General features: G+C 60.5%; 15 protein-coding genes and 8 pseudogenes. 14 read left to right on the top strand and 9 right to left on the bottom strand.

Translation table 11 applies throughout. The annotated features are described in order from the left end of the window. Positions 1-47: 47 nt before the first annotated feature. From AB4N82_RS21665 to AB4N82_RS21655, 3 genes are read left to right on the top strand one after another with little or no spacing between them, the layout of a single operon-like run. A complete protein-coding gene (locus tag AB4N82_RS21665) occupies positions 48-1,064 on the top strand; it encodes a 2-hydroxyacid dehydrogenase (RefSeq protein WP_460102952.1) in 1,017 nt (338 codons plus the stop codon). Between the two features lie 45 nt (positions 1,065-1,109). Next, positions 1,110-1,550, top strand: a complete 441-nt coding sequence (locus AB4N82_RS21660) for a hypothetical protein (protein ID WP_032889650.1) — start codon at positions 1,110-1,112, stop codon at positions 1,548-1,550. After that, the gene (locus tag AB4N82_RS21655) at positions 1,547-1,951 is read left to right on the top strand and encodes an META domain-containing protein (protein ID WP_032889652.1); all 405 of its coding nucleotides are present in this window, start codon (positions 1,547-1,549) and stop codon (positions 1,949-1,951) included. Before AB4N82_RS21660 ends, AB4N82_RS21655 begins: the two co-directional genes overlap by 4 nt. Before the next feature lie 129 nt (positions 1,952-2,080). Here the strand turns inward: AB4N82_RS21655 and AB4N82_RS21650 are convergent, their stop codons facing one another. Next, positions 2,081-2,542, bottom strand: a complete 462-nt coding sequence (locus AB4N82_RS21650) for a TlpA disulfide reductase family protein (RefSeq protein WP_032889653.1) — start codon at positions 2,540-2,542, stop codon at positions 2,081-2,083. 115 nt (positions 2,543-2,657) lie between these two features. Here AB4N82_RS21650 and arsC point away from each other — a divergent pair, with 115 nt between their 5' ends. From arsC to AB4N82_RS21635, 3 genes and pseudogenes are all read left to right on the top strand, one after another. Then, positions 2,658-3,011: an arsenate reductase (glutaredoxin) gene (gene arsC, locus AB4N82_RS21645; protein ID WP_032889654.1), complete on the top strand. Its 354-nt coding sequence runs from the start codon at positions 2,658-2,660 to the stop codon at positions 3,009-3,011. Then, positions 3,008-3,622, top strand: coding sequence for an NAD(P)H:quinone oxidoreductase (wrbA, locus tag AB4N82_RS21640; RefSeq protein WP_032889655.1), 615 nt, complete (start codon positions 3,008-3,010; stop codon positions 3,620-3,622). Before arsC ends, wrbA begins: the two co-directional genes overlap by 4 nt. Continuing rightward, positions 3,606-4,014: pseudogene (locus AB4N82_RS21635) on the top strand (DUF2069 domain-containing protein). Before wrbA ends, AB4N82_RS21635 begins: the two are co-directional and overlap by 17 nt. A 79-nt stretch (positions 4,015-4,093) precedes the next feature. Here AB4N82_RS21635 and AB4N82_RS21630 read toward each other — a convergent pair. Then, a pseudogene (locus AB4N82_RS21630) lies at positions 4,094-4,764 on the bottom strand (DNA-3-methyladenine glycosylase I). Positions 4,765-4,831: 67 nt separating this feature from the next. Beyond that, positions 4,832-5,656, bottom strand: coding sequence for a tRNA 2-thiocytidine(32) synthetase TtcA (ttcA, locus tag AB4N82_RS21625; protein ID WP_122753670.1), 825 nt, complete (start codon positions 5,654-5,656; stop codon positions 4,832-4,834). Between the two features lie 266 nt (positions 5,657-5,922). Between ttcA and AB4N82_RS21620 the strand changes: the two genes are divergently transcribed. Together AB4N82_RS21620 and AB4N82_RS21615 are read left to right on the top strand one after the other, a co-directional pair. Further along, entirely contained in the window at positions 5,923-6,525 is a 603-nt protein-coding gene (locus AB4N82_RS21620; RefSeq protein WP_032889661.1) for a Yip1 family protein, read from the top strand. A gap of 128 nt (positions 6,526-6,653) precedes the next feature. Beyond that, positions 6,654-7,148 carry a SprT family zinc-dependent metalloprotease gene (locus tag AB4N82_RS21615; RefSeq protein ID WP_032890037.1) on the top strand — a complete coding sequence of 165 codons (495 nt, stop codon included), beginning with the start codon at positions 6,654-6,656 and terminating at the stop codon, positions 7,146-7,148. A gap of 96 nt (positions 7,149-7,244) precedes the next feature. On the opposite strand, the pseudogene AB4N82_RS21610 reads toward AB4N82_RS21615, so the two are convergent. Then, a pseudogene (locus AB4N82_RS21610) lies at positions 7,245-8,419 on the bottom strand (CaiB/BaiF CoA transferase family protein). 157 nt (positions 8,420-8,576) lie between these two features. On the opposite strand from AB4N82_RS21610, the pseudogene tusD reads away from it, so the two are divergent. The 6 genes and pseudogenes from tusD to AB4N82_RS21580 all read left to right on the top strand — a co-directional run bounded on the left by tusD (position 8,577) and on the right by AB4N82_RS21580 (position 12,020). Next, a pseudogene (tusD, locus tag AB4N82_RS21605) lies at positions 8,577-8,972 on the top strand (sulfurtransferase complex subunit TusD). Position 8,973: 1 nt separating this feature from the next. Next, a pseudogene (gene tusC / locus AB4N82_RS21600) lies at positions 8,974-9,326 on the top strand (sulfurtransferase complex subunit TusC). Further along, the gene (tusB, locus tag AB4N82_RS21595; RefSeq protein WP_460102944.1) at positions 9,326-9,607 is read left to right on the top strand and encodes a sulfurtransferase complex subunit TusB; all 282 of its coding nucleotides are present in this window, start codon (positions 9,326-9,328) and stop codon (positions 9,605-9,607) included. The pseudogene tusC and the gene tusB overlap by 1 nt, the downstream one beginning before the upstream one ends. Continuing rightward, positions 9,604-9,940, top strand: a pseudogene (locus AB4N82_RS21590) (TusE/DsrC/DsvC family sulfur relay protein). The gene tusB and the pseudogene AB4N82_RS21590 overlap by 4 nt, the downstream one beginning before the upstream one ends. Further along, positions 9,937-10,937 (top strand): annotated as a pseudogene (locus AB4N82_RS21585) (glycosyl transferase family protein). The pseudogenes AB4N82_RS21590 and AB4N82_RS21585 overlap by 4 nt, the downstream one beginning before the upstream one ends. An 88-nt stretch (positions 10,938-11,025) precedes the next feature. After that, positions 11,026-12,020 (top strand): annotated as a pseudogene (locus AB4N82_RS21580) (glutathione S-transferase family protein). A 118-nt stretch (positions 12,021-12,138) separates the two neighbouring features. Here the strand turns inward: AB4N82_RS21580 and cysG are convergent. The 5 genes from cysG to lolA are packed head-to-tail and all read right to left on the bottom strand — an operon-like array spanning position 12,139 to position 17,174. Beyond that, on the bottom strand, positions 12,139-13,533 hold the full coding sequence (cysG, locus tag AB4N82_RS21575; protein ID WP_032889670.1) for a siroheme synthase CysG: 1,395 nt from the start codon (positions 13,531-13,533) through the stop codon (positions 12,139-12,141). Next, entirely contained in the window at positions 13,534-14,814 is a 1,281-nt protein-coding gene (serS, locus tag AB4N82_RS21570) for a serine--tRNA ligase (protein ID WP_032889671.1), read from the bottom strand. 16 nt (positions 14,815-14,830) lie between these two features. After that, the gene (crcB, locus tag AB4N82_RS21565) at positions 14,831-15,205 is read right to left on the bottom strand and encodes a fluoride efflux transporter CrcB (protein ID WP_032889672.1); all 375 of its coding nucleotides are present in this window, start codon (positions 15,203-15,205) and stop codon (positions 14,831-14,833) included. Further along, entirely contained in the window at positions 15,205-16,527 is a 1,323-nt protein-coding gene (locus AB4N82_RS21560; RefSeq protein WP_032889673.1) for a replication-associated recombination protein A, read from the bottom strand. Before AB4N82_RS21560 ends, crcB begins: the two co-directional genes overlap by 1 nt. 23 nt (positions 16,528-16,550) lie before the next feature. Then, entirely contained in the window at positions 16,551-17,174 is a 624-nt protein-coding gene (gene lolA / locus AB4N82_RS21555) for an outer membrane lipoprotein chaperone LolA (protein WP_032889674.1), read from the bottom strand. Between the last annotated feature and the right edge of the window lie 38 nt (positions 17,175-17,212).

The following is a 17,212-nucleotide window of genomic DNA, read 5'->3' as shown; positions in this document are numbered from 1 at the left end:
CCTATTTCATGGCGCTGACCCACTGAAAAATTGCAGGGAGCTTTTCAATGCGCGTGATTCTTTTCAGCAGCCAGACCTACGACCGCGATAGTTTCCTCGGCGAGCCAATGCCAGCTGGGCTGGAACTGCAATTCCAGCCGGCCCGACTCAATCTCGACACCGTGGCCCTGGCCGAACACCACGAGGTGGTTTGCGCCTTTATCAACGACGACCTCAGCGCCCCGGTGCTGGAACACCTGGCCAAGGGCGGCACCCGACTGATTGCACTGCGCTCGGCGGGTTACAACCATGTCGACCTCGCCGTCGCCAAGCGCCTGGGCCTGACGATCGTACGGGTACCCGCTTACTCGCCCCATGCGGTCGCCGAACACGCCGTAGCGCTGATCCTCGCACTCAACCGCCGCCTGCACCGTGCCTACAACCGCACCCGCGAGGGTGACTTCAGCTTGCACGGTCTTACCGGTTTCGACCTGGTGGGCAAGACTGTCGGTGTTGTCGGCACTGGGCAGATCGGCGCGACATTTGCCAGGATCATGGCCGGGTTCGGCTGTGAGTTGCTCGCCTACGACCCCTTCCCCAATCAACAGGTGCAGGCAATGGGCGCGAAGTACGTGAGCCTGCCCGAGTTACTGGCCCAGGCGCAGATCATCAGCCTGCACTGCCCGCTGACCGCTGACAGCAAGCACCTGATCAACGCCCGCTCCCTGTCGCACATGCAGCCCGGCGCGATGCTGATCAATACTGGCCGTGGCGGCCTGGTGGATACCCCGGCATTGATCGAAGCCCTCAAGGACGGCCAACTCGGCTACTTGGGGCTGGATGTCTACGAAGAAGAAGCCCAGCTGTTTTTTGAGGACCGCTCGGACTTGCCCCTGCAAGACGACGTGCTCGCACGCCTGCTGACCTTCCCCAACGTGATCATCACCGCACACCAGGCGTTCCTTACCCGCGAGGCCCTGGCGGCCATTGCCGGCACTACCCTTGCCAACATCGCTGCATGGGCCGATGGTCGGGCGCAGAACCTCGTCGAAGGGATGATCAGCGGTCACATAGCAAGCTCATGATGAGCAGGCACCCGTGATAGGATGCCGCGCCTATTTGGAGGATCCATGGCCGAACACGATTTCCGCTTCAGCTTGCTGAGCCCGCAACACACCCTGATCGAATGCCGAGCCCTAGTGCCGGGCCGTTACCAAGTCACCGGCAACGGTGGTTCGATCAAGCATGGCGATGTCCTGATCGTCACCCTGCGCGGCAGTAAAACCCTGTCAATGCGACTGACCGTTGAAGGTGACGCGCGCTACTCCATCCGCCCGGCGGGCCAATGGGTCGCCATGGCTCAAGGGCCGAAATTCGGCGAGTTGGAGATTCACACTTGGAAGGTCAACTGCGACAGCTGCGACACCGTGCTGGAGTTTGAATTCGCGGTAGAAACCAAGCTGACCAAAGAACCGCTGCAGCCTGCCGCCAACGCGCGCATCAAAGAGTTGGGCTGGGCCAGTGAAGGCGACAAGCACCGCTGCCCGAAATGCCAGAAGGCTGCGCAATGAAAGGCCTGCTTCTGCTCGCCGCCGTCGGCGTGGCCTTGAGCGGCTGTGCCGGTGATGCGGTCAAGCTCAAGCAGGATCACAGTTACGTGGTGGAGTGGATTGGTGAGCGGCCATTGATGGACTACGCACACCTGACTGTCACCCTCGGCGCCGATGGCCGCGCCTACGGTAATGGCGGCTGCAACCACTGGTTTGCGCCGTACACGGTCGAGGGCGACAAGCTCAGCTTCGGCAAAATCGGCAGCACCCGCAAGCTCTGCGCCGAGGCCTTGATGGAGCAGGAGCATCGCTTCTTCCAGGCCCTGCAAAGCGTACAACGCTGGGACATCTCGCCGATCGAGCAGACCCGCTTCTGGCCGGCCGAAGGCAAGCCGATTCGCCTGTGGCTGGAAGAAGGCTGATCACGCTGCTTGCGGTCCAAATGTGGGAGAGGGCTTGGCCCCGATGGCGGTGTAACAGTCAACGGATGTATTGACTGAAACACTGCAATCGGGGGCAAGCCCCTCCCACATTTGATTTGAGTGGTTGCTTTAACCGCGCAAGGCCTTGAGTTTGGCCAGTACCCCTTCCGCCGTCTGTTCGCCCATCAACTGCTCACGCACCTTGCCCTTGTCATCAATGATGTAAGTCACCGGCAATGCCTCGCTGCGCGGAATCTCAAAGATCCCGTCGGGGTTTTGCGCCAGCACGGTGAATTTAATGCCCAGCTTGTCGCTGGCCTCTTTCAGCTCTGCACCCTGCACATTGTCGAAGTTAACCCCGAACACCCCCACGCCCTGCCCCTTCAGCTGTTCCGCCAAGGCATTGAGCTCAGGGATTTCCGTGCGGCACGGGCCACACCATTCTGCCCAGTAGTTGACCACCAGCCATTGCTTGTCCAAGCGCTCGGCCGCGACTTTCTGGCCGTACTGGTCAACGCCATAGTCATTCCCACAGCCGCTGAGCAGCAGGGTTGTAATGATCGCCAATGCACCGATCAGTCGACGTGTCATGGGGTAATCCTTCGCAAAAATGAACGTTGGCTGCGACCTATCGCCTCTTACGGTTTAAGGACGGGGTGCAGCGCGGGTAGAATACCCGCCACCTTACGCAAGATGCGACCCGCACATGACCGATCTGACGCTTTATCACAACCCGCGCTGCTCGAAATCCCGCGGTGCGCTCGAACTGCTTGAAGCCCGCGGTCTCACCCCAACCGTGGTGCGCTACCTGGAAACCCCGCTGGATGCGTCGCAAATCAAGGCCTTGCTGGCCAAACTGGGCCTCAGCGCCCGTCAATTGCTACGTACCGGCGAAGACGAGTACAAAACTCTCAACCTGGCCGACGCCAGCCTCAGCGAAGCCCATCTGATCGCCGCCATCGCCGAACACCCCAAGCTAATGGAGCGTCCGATCCTGGAAACCGCCGACAAAGCCATCATCGGCCGCCCACCAGAAAACGTGCTGGAGATTCTGCCGTGACCACACCGTACGTGCTGGTGCTGTATTACAGCCGCAACGGCTCGGTCAGCGAAATGGCCCGGCAGATTGCCCGGGGCATTGAGCAAGGCGGCATGGAGGCGCGCTTGCGCACAGTGCCGGCGATCTCCACCGAATGCGAAGCCGTGGCGCCGAGTATTCCGGACGAAGGCGCGCTGTATGCCAATCTAGATGATCTGAAGAACTGCTCAGGCCTGGCCCTGGGGAGCCCGACGCGCTTCGGCAACATGGCCGCGCCGCTCAAGTACTTCCTCGATGGCACCAGCAACCTGTGGCTCACCGGCGCTCTAGTCGGCAAGCCGGCTGGCGTGTTCACCTCCACCGCCAGCCTGCACGGCGGCCAGGAGACCACGCTGATGTCGATGCTGCTACCGCTGCTGCACCACGGCATGCTGATCACTGGCCTGCCCTACAGCGAACAGGCATTGCTCGACACCCAGGGCGGCGGTACGCCATATGGCGCCAGCCACCATTCCGGGCCGGACGGCAAGCGCATGCTCGATCAACATGAAATCACCCTGTGCCGGGCACTGGGATTGCGCCTCGCCACCACCGCCACGCTGCTGGAGAATGGTCGTGGCCAAAAAGCCTAAAGTTCTGCCGCCCCAAGCGTGGCTGGAGCCGCGGGTCAAGGTGGCACGCGCGCTGAGCCTGCTGGCGTTTTTTAGCCTGGTGGGTTTGCTCTGCGTGTATTACCTGTTCGTCGCCGACCTGCACGGCGCACGCCCATGGGTGATCCTGCTGATCGAGCTGGTGCCGCTGTTGTTGCTGGCGCCGGGCATGATCAGCGGCAGTGCGCGGGGGCACTCATGGATGTGCTTTGCGGTGAACCTGTATTTCATTAAGGGCGCGCTGGCGGCGTATGACCCGAACCGTCAGTGGTTCGGGGTGCTTGAGATGCTGGCGAGTCTGGCGGTGTTTTGTACCGCACTGCTCTATGTGCGGTGGCGGCATCAGATTGAATCGGCGGCTGGCTGAGGCCTGATCAACGATTTGCAGTGCATCAGGCTTGTGTGGCGAGCGAGCTTACTCGCTCACCGCACAAGAACTTGCGCCGACTGGGGTCAGTGGTTGACGGTGTAAGCCAACATCATCGACAACTGACACATCGGCCGCCCACTCCGGCATGCCACTGGTTGAACGCGCCCTGAACCGTCGCCAGATCCCGCAGGCTGGTCGGCGCCTTGTCGACGATCTTCTGCGCATTCAATGCAGCCACTACGTCATCACTCGGCACAAACGTATCCTTGCCCACCATCCGCAAGAATCGCGGCGCCGACAGGCCGCCCAACTGATGGCCGTGCTTGCTCAGGTACTTCCAAAGCCCGACGATATCCGTCACCGGCCAGTCGGCGATAAACGCGCCGAAGCTGCCCTTCTCTTGCTCAATATCCAGAATCATCTGCGCATTGCGCGGCACGCTCTTGAGCTTGCCCAGGTGACGGATGATACGCGTGTCCTGCATCAGGCGTTCCAAGTGCTCGGCGCCCATCAGCACGACTTTTTCCGGATCGAAGCCGAAGAACACCTGCTCAAACGCCGGCCACTTGGCGTCCACTACACTGTGCTTCAACCCGGCGCGAAACACCCGGAGCGCCAAGGTCGACAGGTAGCGATCATCGCTGATCTTGCGCAATTGGGCCGGGGTCTTGGGTGCCGGCAGGTGGGCTTCCAGTTGAGCCGCTGAACCAAAGCGGTTCAGACAATATTCGTGCAGCCACTTGTAATCGCGCATGCCCTCTCCTGGGGATTGAAATGAAAACGGCGCCCTTGAGCGCCGTCTTTCAGAGCGTTGAACTGCTTCAGAGGTTCACTACGTTGACGAAGCGCGAAGCGGCCGTCTCGTCGATTTTCAGGCTGGTGAAGTCAAACAGGTTGCGGTCGGCCAACTGCGACGGCTGCACGTTCTGCAAGCTGCGGAAGATGCTTTCTGTGCGCCCCGGCGTCTTGCGCTCCCAGTCCACCAGCATCTCCTTGACCACCTGGCGCTGCAGGTTTTCCTGGGAGCCGCACAGGTTGCACGGGATGATCGGGAATTGCTTGAAGTCGGAGTAGGCCTGGATGTCTTTCTCGTTGCAATACGCCAGCGGACGGATTACCACGTTGCGTCCGTCATCGGAGCGCAGCTTGGGCGGCATGGCCTTGAGAGAGCCGTTGAAGAACATGTTGAGGAAGAAGGTTTCGACGATGTCGTCGCGATGGTGACCCAATGCCATCTTGGTCGCACCGATTTCATCGGCAAAGGTGTAGAGCGTGCCACGGCGCAGGCGCGAGCACAGCGAGCAGGTGGTCTTGCCTTCCGGGATCAACTCCTTGACCACCGAATAGGTGTCTTTCTCGACGATGTGGTACTCGACGCCCAGCGCTTTCAGGTAAGCCGGCAGCACGTGCTCGGGAAACCCCGGTTGTTTCTGGTCCATGTTGACGGCAACGATGTCGAACTTGATCGGCGCGACCTTTTGCAGGTGCAGCAGCACATCGAGCAGGGTGTAACTGTCTTTGCCGCCGGAGAGGCAGACCATGACCTTGTCGCCATCCTCGATCATGTTGAAATCGGCGACTGCTTCACCCGCCAGGCGACGCAGGCGTTTTTGCAGTTTGTTCTGGTTGACCGTAAGAGTGCCCATGGCGATTGGATCCGCTGGAGGTGTGTGACGAAAAGCCGGGTATCTTACCGATGTCGAGTCCACACATTCAACGTGGCCCCGCATTCCAATCTGCGATTAGGCCCACTGTTTACAGTGCGATTTGCTCTAAAGGCCCTACAGTTATTCCGGTCATCCCTTCCTATACTGCGACGTGAGGTCGCACATCTATATCCAGACCTTTCAGGCCAATTGGCCCGTGGGCGCTCCGATGGGGGGCGATGGTAACAACGACAGGAGTGACTGGCATGATCCATCACGTCGTGGGGCTGTTTACCCATCCCGACCAGGAATGGCGGGAAATCCGTGGCGATAAAGAAGAAAGCATCGGCCACATGTACCTCACTCACACCCTGATTCTCGCGGCAATTCCCGCAATATCAGCGTTTATCGGCACCACCCAGGTGGGCTGGGTCATCGGCAATCGCGCGCCGGTGATGCTGACCCAGGAAAGTGCGTTGTGGATGACCATCATGTCGTACGCAGCCATGCTTGGCGGCGTGGCGGTGATGGGCGCGTTCATTCATTGGATGGCCCGGACCTACGACGCCAACCCCAGCATGGCCCGCTGCGTGGCCTTTGCGACCTACACCGCGACGCCGCTGTTTATCGGCGGGCTGGCGGCGCTCTACCCGCACATGTGGCTGGGTATGGTCGTGGGCACAGCGGCGATCTGCTACACGGTGTACCTGTTGTATGTGGGGCTGCCGACGTTCATGAACATCGATCCGGACGAAGGCTTCCTGTTTTCCAGCTCGGTACTGGCCGTAGGCCTGGTGGTGCTGGTGGCGATCATGGCGTTTACGGTGATCGTCTGGGGCCTGGGCGTAGGGCCGATCTATACCAACTGAACCGCTGAAACCGTAGGCAAGGCCACCGCAAGGTGGCTTTGTGCGTTATGCATGACCATTCGGCGCCTGACAGATTCGGAAACACTCAGCTTTGCGGCATACTGGGCATCTCTGGAGATATGTACAGCATGCCCGAGCAACTCAATACCCGCGTCGAAGATTGTTTCCTGCAAGCCGAATCCTTTTTCAAACGAAGCTTCAAACGCCCCCAGGTCAGCCTCAAGCTGCGGGGCCAGAAAGCCGGTGTCGCGCATTTGCACGAGAACCTGCTGCGCTTTAACCCACAGTTGTACCGAGAAAACAGCCAGCACTTCCTCAAGCAGACCGTGGCCCATGAGGTGGCGCACCTGATCGCCCACCAATTGTTTGGTGAACGCATCCAGCCCCATGGCGAGGAATGGCAGTTGATCATGCGCGGGGTCTACGAACTGCCGCCGGACCGTTGCCATACCTATGCCGTGCAGCGGCGCCAGGTGACCCGCTATATCTACCGCTGCCCATGTGCCGACAGCGACTTTCCGTTTTCGTCGCAGCGACATGGCATGGTGGCTCAGGGGCGGCGGTATCTGTGTCGGCGCTGTCGGCAGACGTTGGTGTTTACAGGCGAAACCCGGGTGGAATAAAGGCCTCATCGGGAGCAAGCCCCCTCCCACATTTTGATCGTATTCACAGGCCTGAATGTGGGAAGGGGCTTGCTCCCGATAGCGTCCGCCCAGCCACTACATAATCACCTTGGAGCTGCGCAGCTCGCTGATGCGCGACAGGCTCAAGCCCAGCTCCGCCAACACTTCATCACTGTGCGCGCCCACGGCGGCACCAATGTGCCGGGGCGCTGGCAACCCGTCCGAAAACTTTAACGGGCAGGCAATCTGCGCCTGGTTCGAGCCATCGCCCCTGGGCACCTGGCTGACCAGCGCCCGCGCCTTTAACTGCGGATGGGCCACGGCTTCGCTGAGCGTCAGCACAGGTTCAACGCAGGCATCCACCCCGGCAAACAGCTCGCATAATTCCGCGAAACTGCGCTTCTCGAACTCCACTTGCAAGGCCTGCTTAAGCGCCGCCTGCCGCTCTGGCTTCAAGCCCTGCGCGGCCAGCTCCGGGCGCCCCAACGCTTCACACAATTGCTGCATAAACGCCGGCTCCAGGCTGCCCACCGACATCCAGCGCCCATCGCGCGAGCGGTAGTAATCGTAGAAACTCCCGCCATTGAGCACATGGCCTTCCCATTCCGGCTCCGCACCACAGGCGAGATAACCCGCCCCAGCCATGGCATTCAAGCTGAACGAGCAATCGGTCATGCTTACATCCAGGTATTGCCCGACGCCACTTTGCTGGCGGGCGATAACGGCCGCCAGCAACCCCACCACCGCATGCAGCGAACCCCCGCTCACGTCCGCCAACTGCACACCCAACGGCAGCGGCCCGCTGTCCTGGCGCCCGGTATAGCTGGCCACGCCTGCCAGTGCCAGGTAGTTGATATCGTGGCCGGCGCGATCCTTATACGGGCCGGTCTGGCCATAACCGGTGATCGACACATAAATCAGCCGGGGATTAATCGCCTTCGAGCCTCATACCCCAGGCCCAGGCGTTCCATCACGCCGGGGCGAAACTGTTCGAGCACGATGTCGTAGTCTTTGACCAGCGCCCGCACAATTTCCAAGGCCTCGACCTGCTTGAGGTCCAGCGCCAGGCTGCGTTTATTGCGATTGAGGTAGGCATGGCTTGCCGAGGTGCCCTGATCATGGGGCGGCAAGACCCGCAGCATGTCCAGGCGCGTGGGCGATTCGATACGCAGCACTTCGGCGCCCATGTCCGCCAGCATCAACGAAGCAAACGGGCCGGGCAGCAAGGTGGAAAAATCCAGCACTTTGAGGGACGCCAAGGGACCTGACATGGGGACTCCACTTTCGGTTCGAATGCCCACAGACTAGGCAGCCTTGCGCCTACCGGCAATCGTCAGAACGATCACCGACAGTGACCGTTTTGATCACGGCGGGCTTTTTCGCGACGGCGGCTTTATCATTGGCCTACGTTTGCTTGCCGAGTGTTCCATGAAGTTCGCGATTGCCCTGTATTCCGCCGCCCACGCGCCCTCTTCGCGCCGCGCCTTGCTCTTCGCCCAGGCGGCGTTGGCCGGTGAGGCATGAGATTGTGCGGTTGTTTTTTTATCAGGATGGCGTTTACAGCGCGTCCAGCAACCTCGTAGCGCCCCAAGATGAGCAGGACATTGCCCGCCAATGGCGTGAGTTTGTCAGCACTCATCAGCTCGACGGCGTGGTATGCATCGCCGCCGCCCTGCCGTCGTGGCGTGCTCAACAGCGAAGAGGCCACGCGCTATCAACGCAGCGCAGTGAACCTGGATGCACCGTGGACGCTGTCAGGCCTGGGAGCAATTGCATGATGCAATCCAGGATGCCGACCGCCTGATCTGTTTTGGAGGGCCGTGAAATGTCCAAATCCTTATTGCTGATCAGCCGTCAGGCGCCGTGGTCCAGGCCGAGCGCACGGGAAGCGCTGGATGTCGTGCTGGCGGGTGGCGCCTTTGATCTGCCCATCGGCTTGCTGTTCATGGATGACGGCGTGTTCCAGCTCGCGCCGCACCAGAACGCCAAGGCCGTGCAACAAGGAGCCGCGCAGTGCCAACCTGCAGGCATTGGAGCTGTTCGGCATCGATGATGTGTTTGTCTGCCGCCCACAGCATGGCCGTGCGTGGCTTGACGCCGCCAACCGAAGCGCAACCGTTGAGCAACGACGCTATTTCCCAATTGATTGACCGTTACGACCAGGTAATTACCCTCTGATGTCGACTTTACACGTGGTGTCTCACTCCCCGTTTACCGATAGCCGCCTCGACAGCTGCTGCTGCGTATCTGCCGGCGCCGAGGACGCGATCCTGCTGTGCGGCGACGGCGCCTACGGGCTGCACGCCCCAGCCCTGCAAACCAAGGGCGTGAAGGTCTTTGTGCTGGCCGAAGACATGCAGGCGCGTAACCTGCCATTACCGGACTGGGCTGACAGCGTGGACTATCCCGGTTTCGTGCAACTGTCGATCGACTACGACAAGGTCAACACCTGGCTATGAACACCCTGACCGTGGGCGAACGCCGCCTCGAACTGGACAAGGACGGCTACCTCGTCGACCTGAACGACTGGTCCACCGAGGTGGCCAACGCCCTGGCCACCGCCGAAAACCTGGTATTGACTGCGGCGCACTGGGAAATCCTCGAACTGTTGCGCGGCTTTTACGCCGAATTCCAGCTGTCCCCAGCCACGCGCCCGCTGATCAAGTACACCGCCTTAAAGCTAGGCCCGGACAAAGGCAACAGCCTGCACCTCAACCAATTGTTCAACGGCACTCCCGCCAAACTCGCCGCCAAGCTGGCGGGCCTGCCCCCGGCCGACGAATTGCTTATGACCGACTTCTCCCCGCTGACCCTGCAAACTCCTGCCGAGCACCCATTTGCGCAATTCGTACGCATCCTGGGCAAAGGCAAGCGCGGCGCGCGTAACCTCACCCGCGAAGAAGCCCGCGAAGCCATGGGCATGTTGCTCGACGAAAAAGTCGAAGACACCCAACTGGGCGCCTTCCTGATGCTGCTTCGGCACAAGGAAGAAAGCCCGGAAGAACTCGCCGGTTTCACAGAAGCCGTGCGCGAGCGCCTGGATGCCCCCACACTGAATGTCGACGTCGACTGGCCCACCTATGCCGGCAAGAAACGCCACCTGCCGTGGTTCCTGCTGGCAGCCAAATGCCTGGCGCAGAACGGTGTGCGCATCCTGATACACGGCGGCGGCGCCCATACGGCGGGCCGGCTGTACACCGAGCAGCTGCTGGATACCCTGCACATTCCCCTGTGCCGAAACTGGCAACAGGTCGGTACGGCGTTTGAGCACGCAAACCTCGCATTTATCCCGCTGGGCGACTGGGCACCACAACTGCAACGCATGATCGATTTGCGCAACACCCTGGGCCTGCGCTCGCCGATCCACTCGCTGGCGCGGCTGCTCAGCCCGTTGAATGCTCGTTGCGGCTTGCAAAGCATCTTTCATCCGGGCTACCAGGGCGTGCACCGCGATGCCAGCGGGCTGCTCGGGGATAACGTGATTGTGGTGAAAGGCGACGGTGGCGAGATAGAGATCAACCCCGACACTATCAGCCACCTGTACGGCACCACCGGCGGCGAAGCTGGGATGAAGAATGGCCCGCCCTCTCCGCCCAGCGCCACGTCAAGCCGGCAACGCTGGAGCCTGAGCACTTGAAGGCCGTATGGCGCGGCGATGCAGAGGACAGCTACCCGCAGCTGGCGCTGATCGCCACCATGGCCCTGGCCTTGCGCGGCCTTGACCACCCGCGGGAGCAGGCGTTCGAACTGGCGCAGCAATATTGGGAAGCACGGGATAAATCGATTTAATCGATCATTCATCCGCAGTCTTTGCGCTTTTAGTTCGAACTCATCCCTTTAGACTGGGCTCCAACGCTTATTAGCCAAGGAGCCAGTCATGGGTTTGCTGATCGAAGGACACTGGAAAGACCAGTGGTACGAAAGTAGCGCAGACGGCGCTTTCCAACGGGAACAGGCACAGCGGCGCCACTGGGTGACCGCCGACGGCCAACCTGGCCCGAGCGGCGAAGGCGGCTTTAAGGCCGAGGCCGGTCGTTATCACCTCTATGTGTCCCTGGCCTGCCCATGGGCGCACCGCACGCTGATCCTGCGCAAGCTCAAGGGCCTCGAAAGCCTGATCGATGTGTCCGTAGTCAGCTGGCTGATGCTGGAAAACGGCTGGACCTTCGACAAGGCCCACGGCTCGACCGGCGATAAGCTGGATAATTTCGAATTTATGCACCAACGCTACACCGCCGACACAGCCGACTACACCGGCCGCGTGACCGTGCCGGTCTTGTGGGACAAGAAGCTCAAACGCATCGTCAGCAATGAATCGGCGGAGATCATCCGCATGTTCAACAGCGCCTTCAACGGACTGACTGGCAATACCCTGGATTTCTATCCCGAGTCCCTACGTACAACCATCGATGAGCTGAACGAGCGGATCTATCCGGCCGTGAACAATGGCGTGTACCGCGCAGGTTTTGCCACCTCACAAAAAGCGTATGAAAGCGCGTTTGATGATGTGTTTGCTGAACTGGACCATCTGGAACAGCACTTGGGCGACCATCGCTACCTAGCCGGCGAGTACCTGACCGAAGCGGATGTGCGGTTGTTCACCACGTTGATTCGTTTTGATGCGGTGTATTACAGCCACTTCAAATGCAATCTGCGGCGGATTGCGGATTATCCGAATCTGTCGAATTGGCTGAGGAAATGTTTCAGTGGCCGGGGGTGGCCGAGACGGTGGATTTTGAGCACATCAAGGGGCATTACTATGCCAGTCACCGCACGATCAACCCGACGGGGATTGTACCAAAGGGGCCGTTGCAGAGGTTTGATGCTGGGCACGATCGCCAGCGGTTGAGTGGCGAAGGCGTCTGGCGCTGATTCAGGAAATGCGCTGTGTGTGTGATGGCCTCATCGGGAGCAAGCCCCCTTCCACATTTGGAACTGTGAATACAGTAAAAATATGGAAGGGGGCTTGCTCCCGATGTTTTTAAAAGGCTCAGACCTGAGACTGGGCGCCTTCAAACCACTTCAGCTTCTCACGCAACACTACCACCTCACCCACGATCACCAGCGTCGGCGCATGCACTTCATGCTCCGCCACCATGCGTGGCAAGTCCGCCAGCGTGCCGGTGAACACGCGCTGGTTGGAGGTGGTGCCCTGCTGGATTAACGCCGCCGGGGTATCAGAAGCACGGCCATGCTTGATCAGTTGCTCGCAGATAATCGGCAAGCCAATCAAGCCCATGTAGAACACTAGGGTTTGCGACGGCCCCACGAGATCACTCCAAGGCAGGTCCGACGTCCCGTTCTTCAAATGCCCGGTGATAAAACGTACTGACTGCGCATAGTCACGGTGGGTCAGCGGAATACCCGCATAGGCCGCGCAGCCGCTGGCCGCCGTGATTCCTGGTACCACCTGGAACGGGATGCCATGGGCCGCCAGTTCTTCGATCTCTTCACCACCACGCCCGAAGATGAACGGATCGCCACCCTTGAGGCGCAGCACGCGTTTGCCTTGCTTGGCCAGGTCCACCAGTTGCTGGTTGATCTGGTCCTGCGGCACGGCATGGTCTGCGCGACGTTTGCCGACATACACACGTTCGGCATCGCGGCGGCACAGGTCAAGAATCGCCGGGGCGACCAAGCGGTCATAGAGCACCACGTCCGCTTGCTGCATCAGACGCAGCGCGCGGAAGGTCAACAGGTCGGGATCGCCCGGGCCTGCGCCCACCAGGTAGACCTCACCCGGCGCATACGGCGGTGCGCCGTTGACCTTTTCAATCAGTAGACGCTCAGCCTCATCACCCTGCCCGGCCAACTGGCGGTCGGCAATCGGGCCCTGGAACACTTCTTCCCAGAACGCACGACGTTGCTGCACATCCGGATACAAGCCTTTGACCTGGGCACGAAAACGCGCCGCTAACCCTGCCAACTGGCCATAGGTGGACGGAATCCAGGTTTCCAGCTTGGCGCGGATCAAGCGTGCCAGCACCGGCGCATCGCCGCCGCTGGACACCGCAATCACCAAGGGAGAACGGTCGACAATTGCCGGGAAGATCACACTGCACAAGGCCGGTGCGTCCACCACATTGACCGGTACACAGCGACGCTTGGCATCACTGGACACTTGCGCATTCAGTGGCTCGTCGTCGGTGGCGGCGATGATCAGGGTGCAACCATCAAGGTCGGCCTCCTGATAACCGCGCACAATCAGTTCCCCGCCACTGCCCAGCACCAATTCACGCAACTGGTCTTCGATCTGGGGAGCAACCACCCGCAGCACCGCACCGGCGTCGGCCAGCAGCCGGGATTTGCGCAAAGCAATCTCCCCGCCACCAACGACCAACACACGGCTGCCGCGCAGGTTATGAAACAGCGGCAGAAATTCCATTTAGCCGATGACCTCAACGCCCGCCATGTAAGGCTTGAGCACTTCAGGTACACGGATCGAACCGTCAGCCTGCTGGTAGTTTTCCAGCACGGCAACCAGGGTACGACCCACAGCCAGGCCCGAACCGTTGAGGGTGTGCACCAGTTCCGGCTTGCCGGTTTCCGGGTTACGGAAACGCGCCTGCATGCGCCGGGCCTGGAAATCACCGCAGTTGGAGCACGACGAGATCTCGCGGTACTTGTCCTGGCTCGGCACCCACACTTCCAGATCGTAGGTCTTCACGGCGCTGAAACCCATGTCGCCGGTGCACAGAGCCAGCACTCGGTACGGCAGCTCCAGCAGCTGCAGCACGCGTTCGGCGTTGGCGGTCAGGCCTTCCAGGGCTTCCATGGAGGTCGACGGCTCAACCACTTGCACCATCTCGACCTTGTCGAACTGGTGCTGGCGGATCATGCCGCGAGTATCACGACCCGATGCACCGGCTTCACTGCGGAAGCACGGGCTGTGGGCCACGAACTTGAGTGGAAGTTGCTTGGCATCGAGGATCTCGCCAGCGACGATGTTGGTCAGCGACACTTCAGCAGTCGGGATCAGGTACAGATCGGCTTCACCATCGCGGCTGATCTTGAACAGGTCTTCTTCGAACTTCGGCAACTGGCTGGTACCCATCAGCGCCGGACCTTGAACCAGGTACGGGGTGTAGGCCTCTTCGTAGCCGTGCTCGCCGGTGTGCAGGTTGATCATGAATTGCGCCAAGGCACGGTGCATGCGCGCAATCGGACCGCGCAGCAACGCAAAGCGCGCGCCGGACATCTTGGCGGCGGTTTCGAAATCCAGGCCACCGGTCAATTCGCCCAGGGCGACGTGGTCCTTGATCTCGAAATCAAAGGCTTTTGGCGTGCCCCAGCGGCGCACTTCAACGTTGCCGTCTTCGTCTTCGCCAACGGGCACAGACTCGTGCGGAATGTTGGGGATGCCCAGCAGGATCGAATCCAGCTCGGATTGGATCTTGTCCAGCTCGACCTTGCCGTCGGACAGCTCGGTGCCCATACGCTCGACGTCCGCCATCAGCGGCGCGATGTCTTCGCCGCGCTGCTTGGCCTGACCGATGGATTTGGAACGCGCATTACGCTCAGCCTGCAGTGCTTCGGTGCGGGTCTGGACGGTCTTGCGCTGTTCTTCCAGCGCTTCGATGCGCGCAACATCCAAGGCAAAGCCACGGGATGCCAGGCGGTCCGCTACGTCCTGAAGGTTGCTACGTAACAGTTTGGAATCGAGCATGTCGGTCTCTCGTTTATCAAAGTTTGGTCAAGGACAGGCCAGCCCAGGTGGCGAGCAGCCCGCCGAACACGCTGATGCCAAGGTACCCGAAGGCGACCAGGGCCTGCCCGCTTTCCAGCAAGCGCAGCGTATCCAGTGAAAAGGATGAAAAGGTCGTCAGACCGCCTACAAAGCCGACAATCAAGCCGGCACGAATTTCAATCGGTATTTCCGGGCGCAACAGGAACCAGCCGTACAGCAACCCAATGATCAAGCAGCCAACAAGGTTGACCGCGAGGGTTGCGGCATAAAAATGCTTAGGCCAGTTGGCGCTCACCCAAGTACCGGTGGCGAAACGCAATAATGTACCAGCGATGCCGGCTGCGGACACGGCAAGAATCGTCTTGAGCACTACTTTCTCCGCTGTTTGGGGCTGAGGCGATCGAGCTGGGCCAGGTGATTGAGTTTTTCACCGATTTTCAGCTCCAGGCCACGGGGCACCGGCTGGTAGAGCGGCAATGGCTCAAGCTCATCTGGGAAGTAGTCTTCGCCGGCGGCATAGGCGTCCGGCTCATCGTGGGCATAGCGGTATTCATCGCCGTAGCCCAATTGTTTCATCAACTTGGTCGGCGCATTGCGCAGGTGCAGCGGCACTTCAAGGGAGCCGTGCTCGGCGGCAGCACGTAGCGCCGCCTTGAAGCCCATGTACACCGCGTTGCTTTTCGGCGCGCAGGCCAAGTAAGTGATGGCCTGGGCCACCGCCAACTCACCTTCCGGGCTGCCGAGCCGCTCCTGCACGTCCCACGCCGCCAGACACAGGCTCAAGGCGCGCGGGTCAGCGTTGCCAATGTCTTCGCTGGCCATGCGTACCACGCGGCGCGCCAGGTACAAGGGGTCGCAGCCGCCGTCGATCATCCGCGCAAACCAATACAGCGCGCCGTCAGGGTTGGAGCCGCGCACAGATTTGTGCAGCGCCGAAATCTGGTCGTAGAACGCTTCACCGCCCTTGTCGAACCGACGACGTGTGTCGCCAAGCAGGCTTTGCAGCAGGTCGACGCCAATCTCGCTGCCATCCTCGGCCAGGTCCGACGCATTCTCCAGCAGGTTGAGAAAACGGCGACCGTCGCCATCGGCAGCGGTGAGCAGGATCTTGAAGCCTTCTTCGCTGACACTCAGTTGGCGCTTGCCCAGGCCCTTGTCTTCACTCAACGCGCGGTGCAGCAGCTTTTGCATCGCCGCTTCATCGAGGCTCTTGAGCACATACACTCGCGCTCGCGACAGCAAGGCGTTGTTCAATTCGAAGGACGGGTTTTCGGTAGTGGCGCCGATAAAGATCAGCGTGCCATCTTCGACATAAGGCAGGAACGCATCCTGCTGCGACTTGTTGAAGCGATGCACTTCGTCGACAAACAGGATGGTGCGCTTACCGTATTGCCCAGCCTGCTGCTTGGCCACTTCCACCGCCTGGCGGATTTCCTTGACCCCAGCCAGCACCGCGGAAACCGTTTCGAAGTGCGCATCCGAGACTTTCGCCAGCAGCCGCGCCAGAGTGGTTTTACCCACGCCCGGCGGGCCCCAGAAAATCATCGAATGCAGCGCGCCCTGCTCCAGGGCTTCGCGCAAAGGCTTGCCGCGAGCGAGCAGGTGTTCCTGACCGACGTACTCATCCAGGTTGGTCGAACGCAAACGCGCGGCCAGGGGTTGGGCAATCGGGTCACTTCGAAACAGATCCATGGGCAGCGTTTGAAACCTCTGGTTTATTCCTGGATCACGTCGGCACCCTTAGGGATGTCGAACTTGAACTTGGAAGCAGGCACCGGCTCGTTGGCCTTGACCCCGGAGAACAGGATATCGGTGCGTTGGCCGACGCTGTCGATCAGGCGCATGTTATTGATCACGCCGTTACCGAAAGACAGGTGCAGGCTGTCAAACAGCGTGTCCTTGGACTTCGGCTTGAGGGTGAATTCGATCACGTTGCTGGTTTGCTTGGAGGTGATGTCGAAGCTGTCGTTAATCTTCGACACATCACCCGACAGCAACAGCGCAGGCGTCTGATTCAGGCGCGGGTCGAGCTTCTTGATAGTTGCCTGTTCCAGATCCGGGTCCCACAACGTGACCTTCTGGCCGTCGGAAACGATGGTCTGCTCGGCCTTGCCTTCAGTGTGCCAGTAGAACAGCCCCGGACGCTGCACAGCCATTTCGCCTGCCGTTTCCTGCAAACGGGTACCGCCGGCATCCAGGGTCAGTTGGGAGAAGCGCGCCGTCAGGGTCTTGGATTTGTCCAGCAGGTTGGTCAGGCTGGCGACAGAGGCCGGGTCAGCGTGAGCCGAAACAGCGGTCAGGGCCAGTGCCGGCAACAACAGCATGCGGATAAAGCGCATGGGAGTCCTCATTGAGTCGTAAGGGCGCGCCGCGTGCT

The sequence above is a fragment of the Pseudomonas sp. H1_D04 genome (assembly GCF_054683855.1).
Note: the sequence above shows the minus strand (reverse complement) of the source record. Positions and strands in the feature narration are given on the sequence as shown.

What these genes read in the sequence shown, in the direction of transcription:
- serS (WP_032889671.1), bottom strand. Translation starts at nt 14,814, where the DNA reads ATGCTCGATTCCAAACTGTTACGTAGCAACCTTCAGGACGTAGCGGAC.
- AB4N82_RS21655 (WP_032889652.1), top strand. Translation starts at nt 1,547, where the DNA reads ATGAAAGGCCTGCTTCTGCTCGCCGCCGTCGGCGTGGCCTTGAGCGGC.
- cysG (WP_032889670.1), bottom strand. Translation starts at nt 13,533, where the DNA reads ATGGAATTTCTGCCGCTGTTTCATAACCTGCGCGGCAGCCGTGTGTTG.
- ttcA (WP_122753670.1), bottom strand. Translation starts at nt 5,656, where the DNA reads ATGGGCACTCTTACGGTCAACCAGAACAAACTGCAAAAACGCCTGCGT.
- arsC (WP_032889654.1), top strand. Translation starts at nt 2,658, where the DNA reads ATGACCGATCTGACGCTTTATCACAACCCGCGCTGCTCGAAATCCCGC.
- AB4N82_RS21665 (WP_460102952.1), top strand. Translation starts at nt 48, where the DNA reads ATGCGCGTGATTCTTTTCAGCAGCCAGACCTACGACCGCGATAGTTTC.
- AB4N82_RS21615 (WP_032890037.1), top strand. Translation starts at nt 6,654, where the DNA reads ATGCCCGAGCAACTCAATACCCGCGTCGAAGATTGTTTCCTGCAAGCC.
- lolA (WP_032889674.1), bottom strand. Translation starts at nt 17,174, where the DNA reads ATGCGCTTTATCCGCATGCTGTTGTTGCCGGCACTGGCCCTGACCGCT.
- AB4N82_RS21560 (WP_032889673.1), bottom strand. Translation starts at nt 16,527, where the DNA reads ATGGATCTGTTTCGAAGTGACCCGATTGCCCAACCCCTGGCCGCGCGT.
- tusB (WP_460102944.1), top strand. Translation starts at nt 9,326, where the DNA reads ATGTCGACTTTACACGTGGTGTCTCACTCCCCGTTTACCGATAGCCGC.
- AB4N82_RS21650 (WP_032889653.1), bottom strand. Translation starts at nt 2,542, where the DNA reads ATGACACGTCGACTGATCGGTGCATTGGCGATCATTACAACCCTGCTG.
- AB4N82_RS21660 (WP_032889650.1), top strand. Translation starts at nt 1,110, where the DNA reads ATGGCCGAACACGATTTCCGCTTCAGCTTGCTGAGCCCGCAACACACC.
- AB4N82_RS21620 (WP_032889661.1), top strand. Translation starts at nt 5,923, where the DNA reads ATGATCCATCACGTCGTGGGGCTGTTTACCCATCCCGACCAGGAATGG.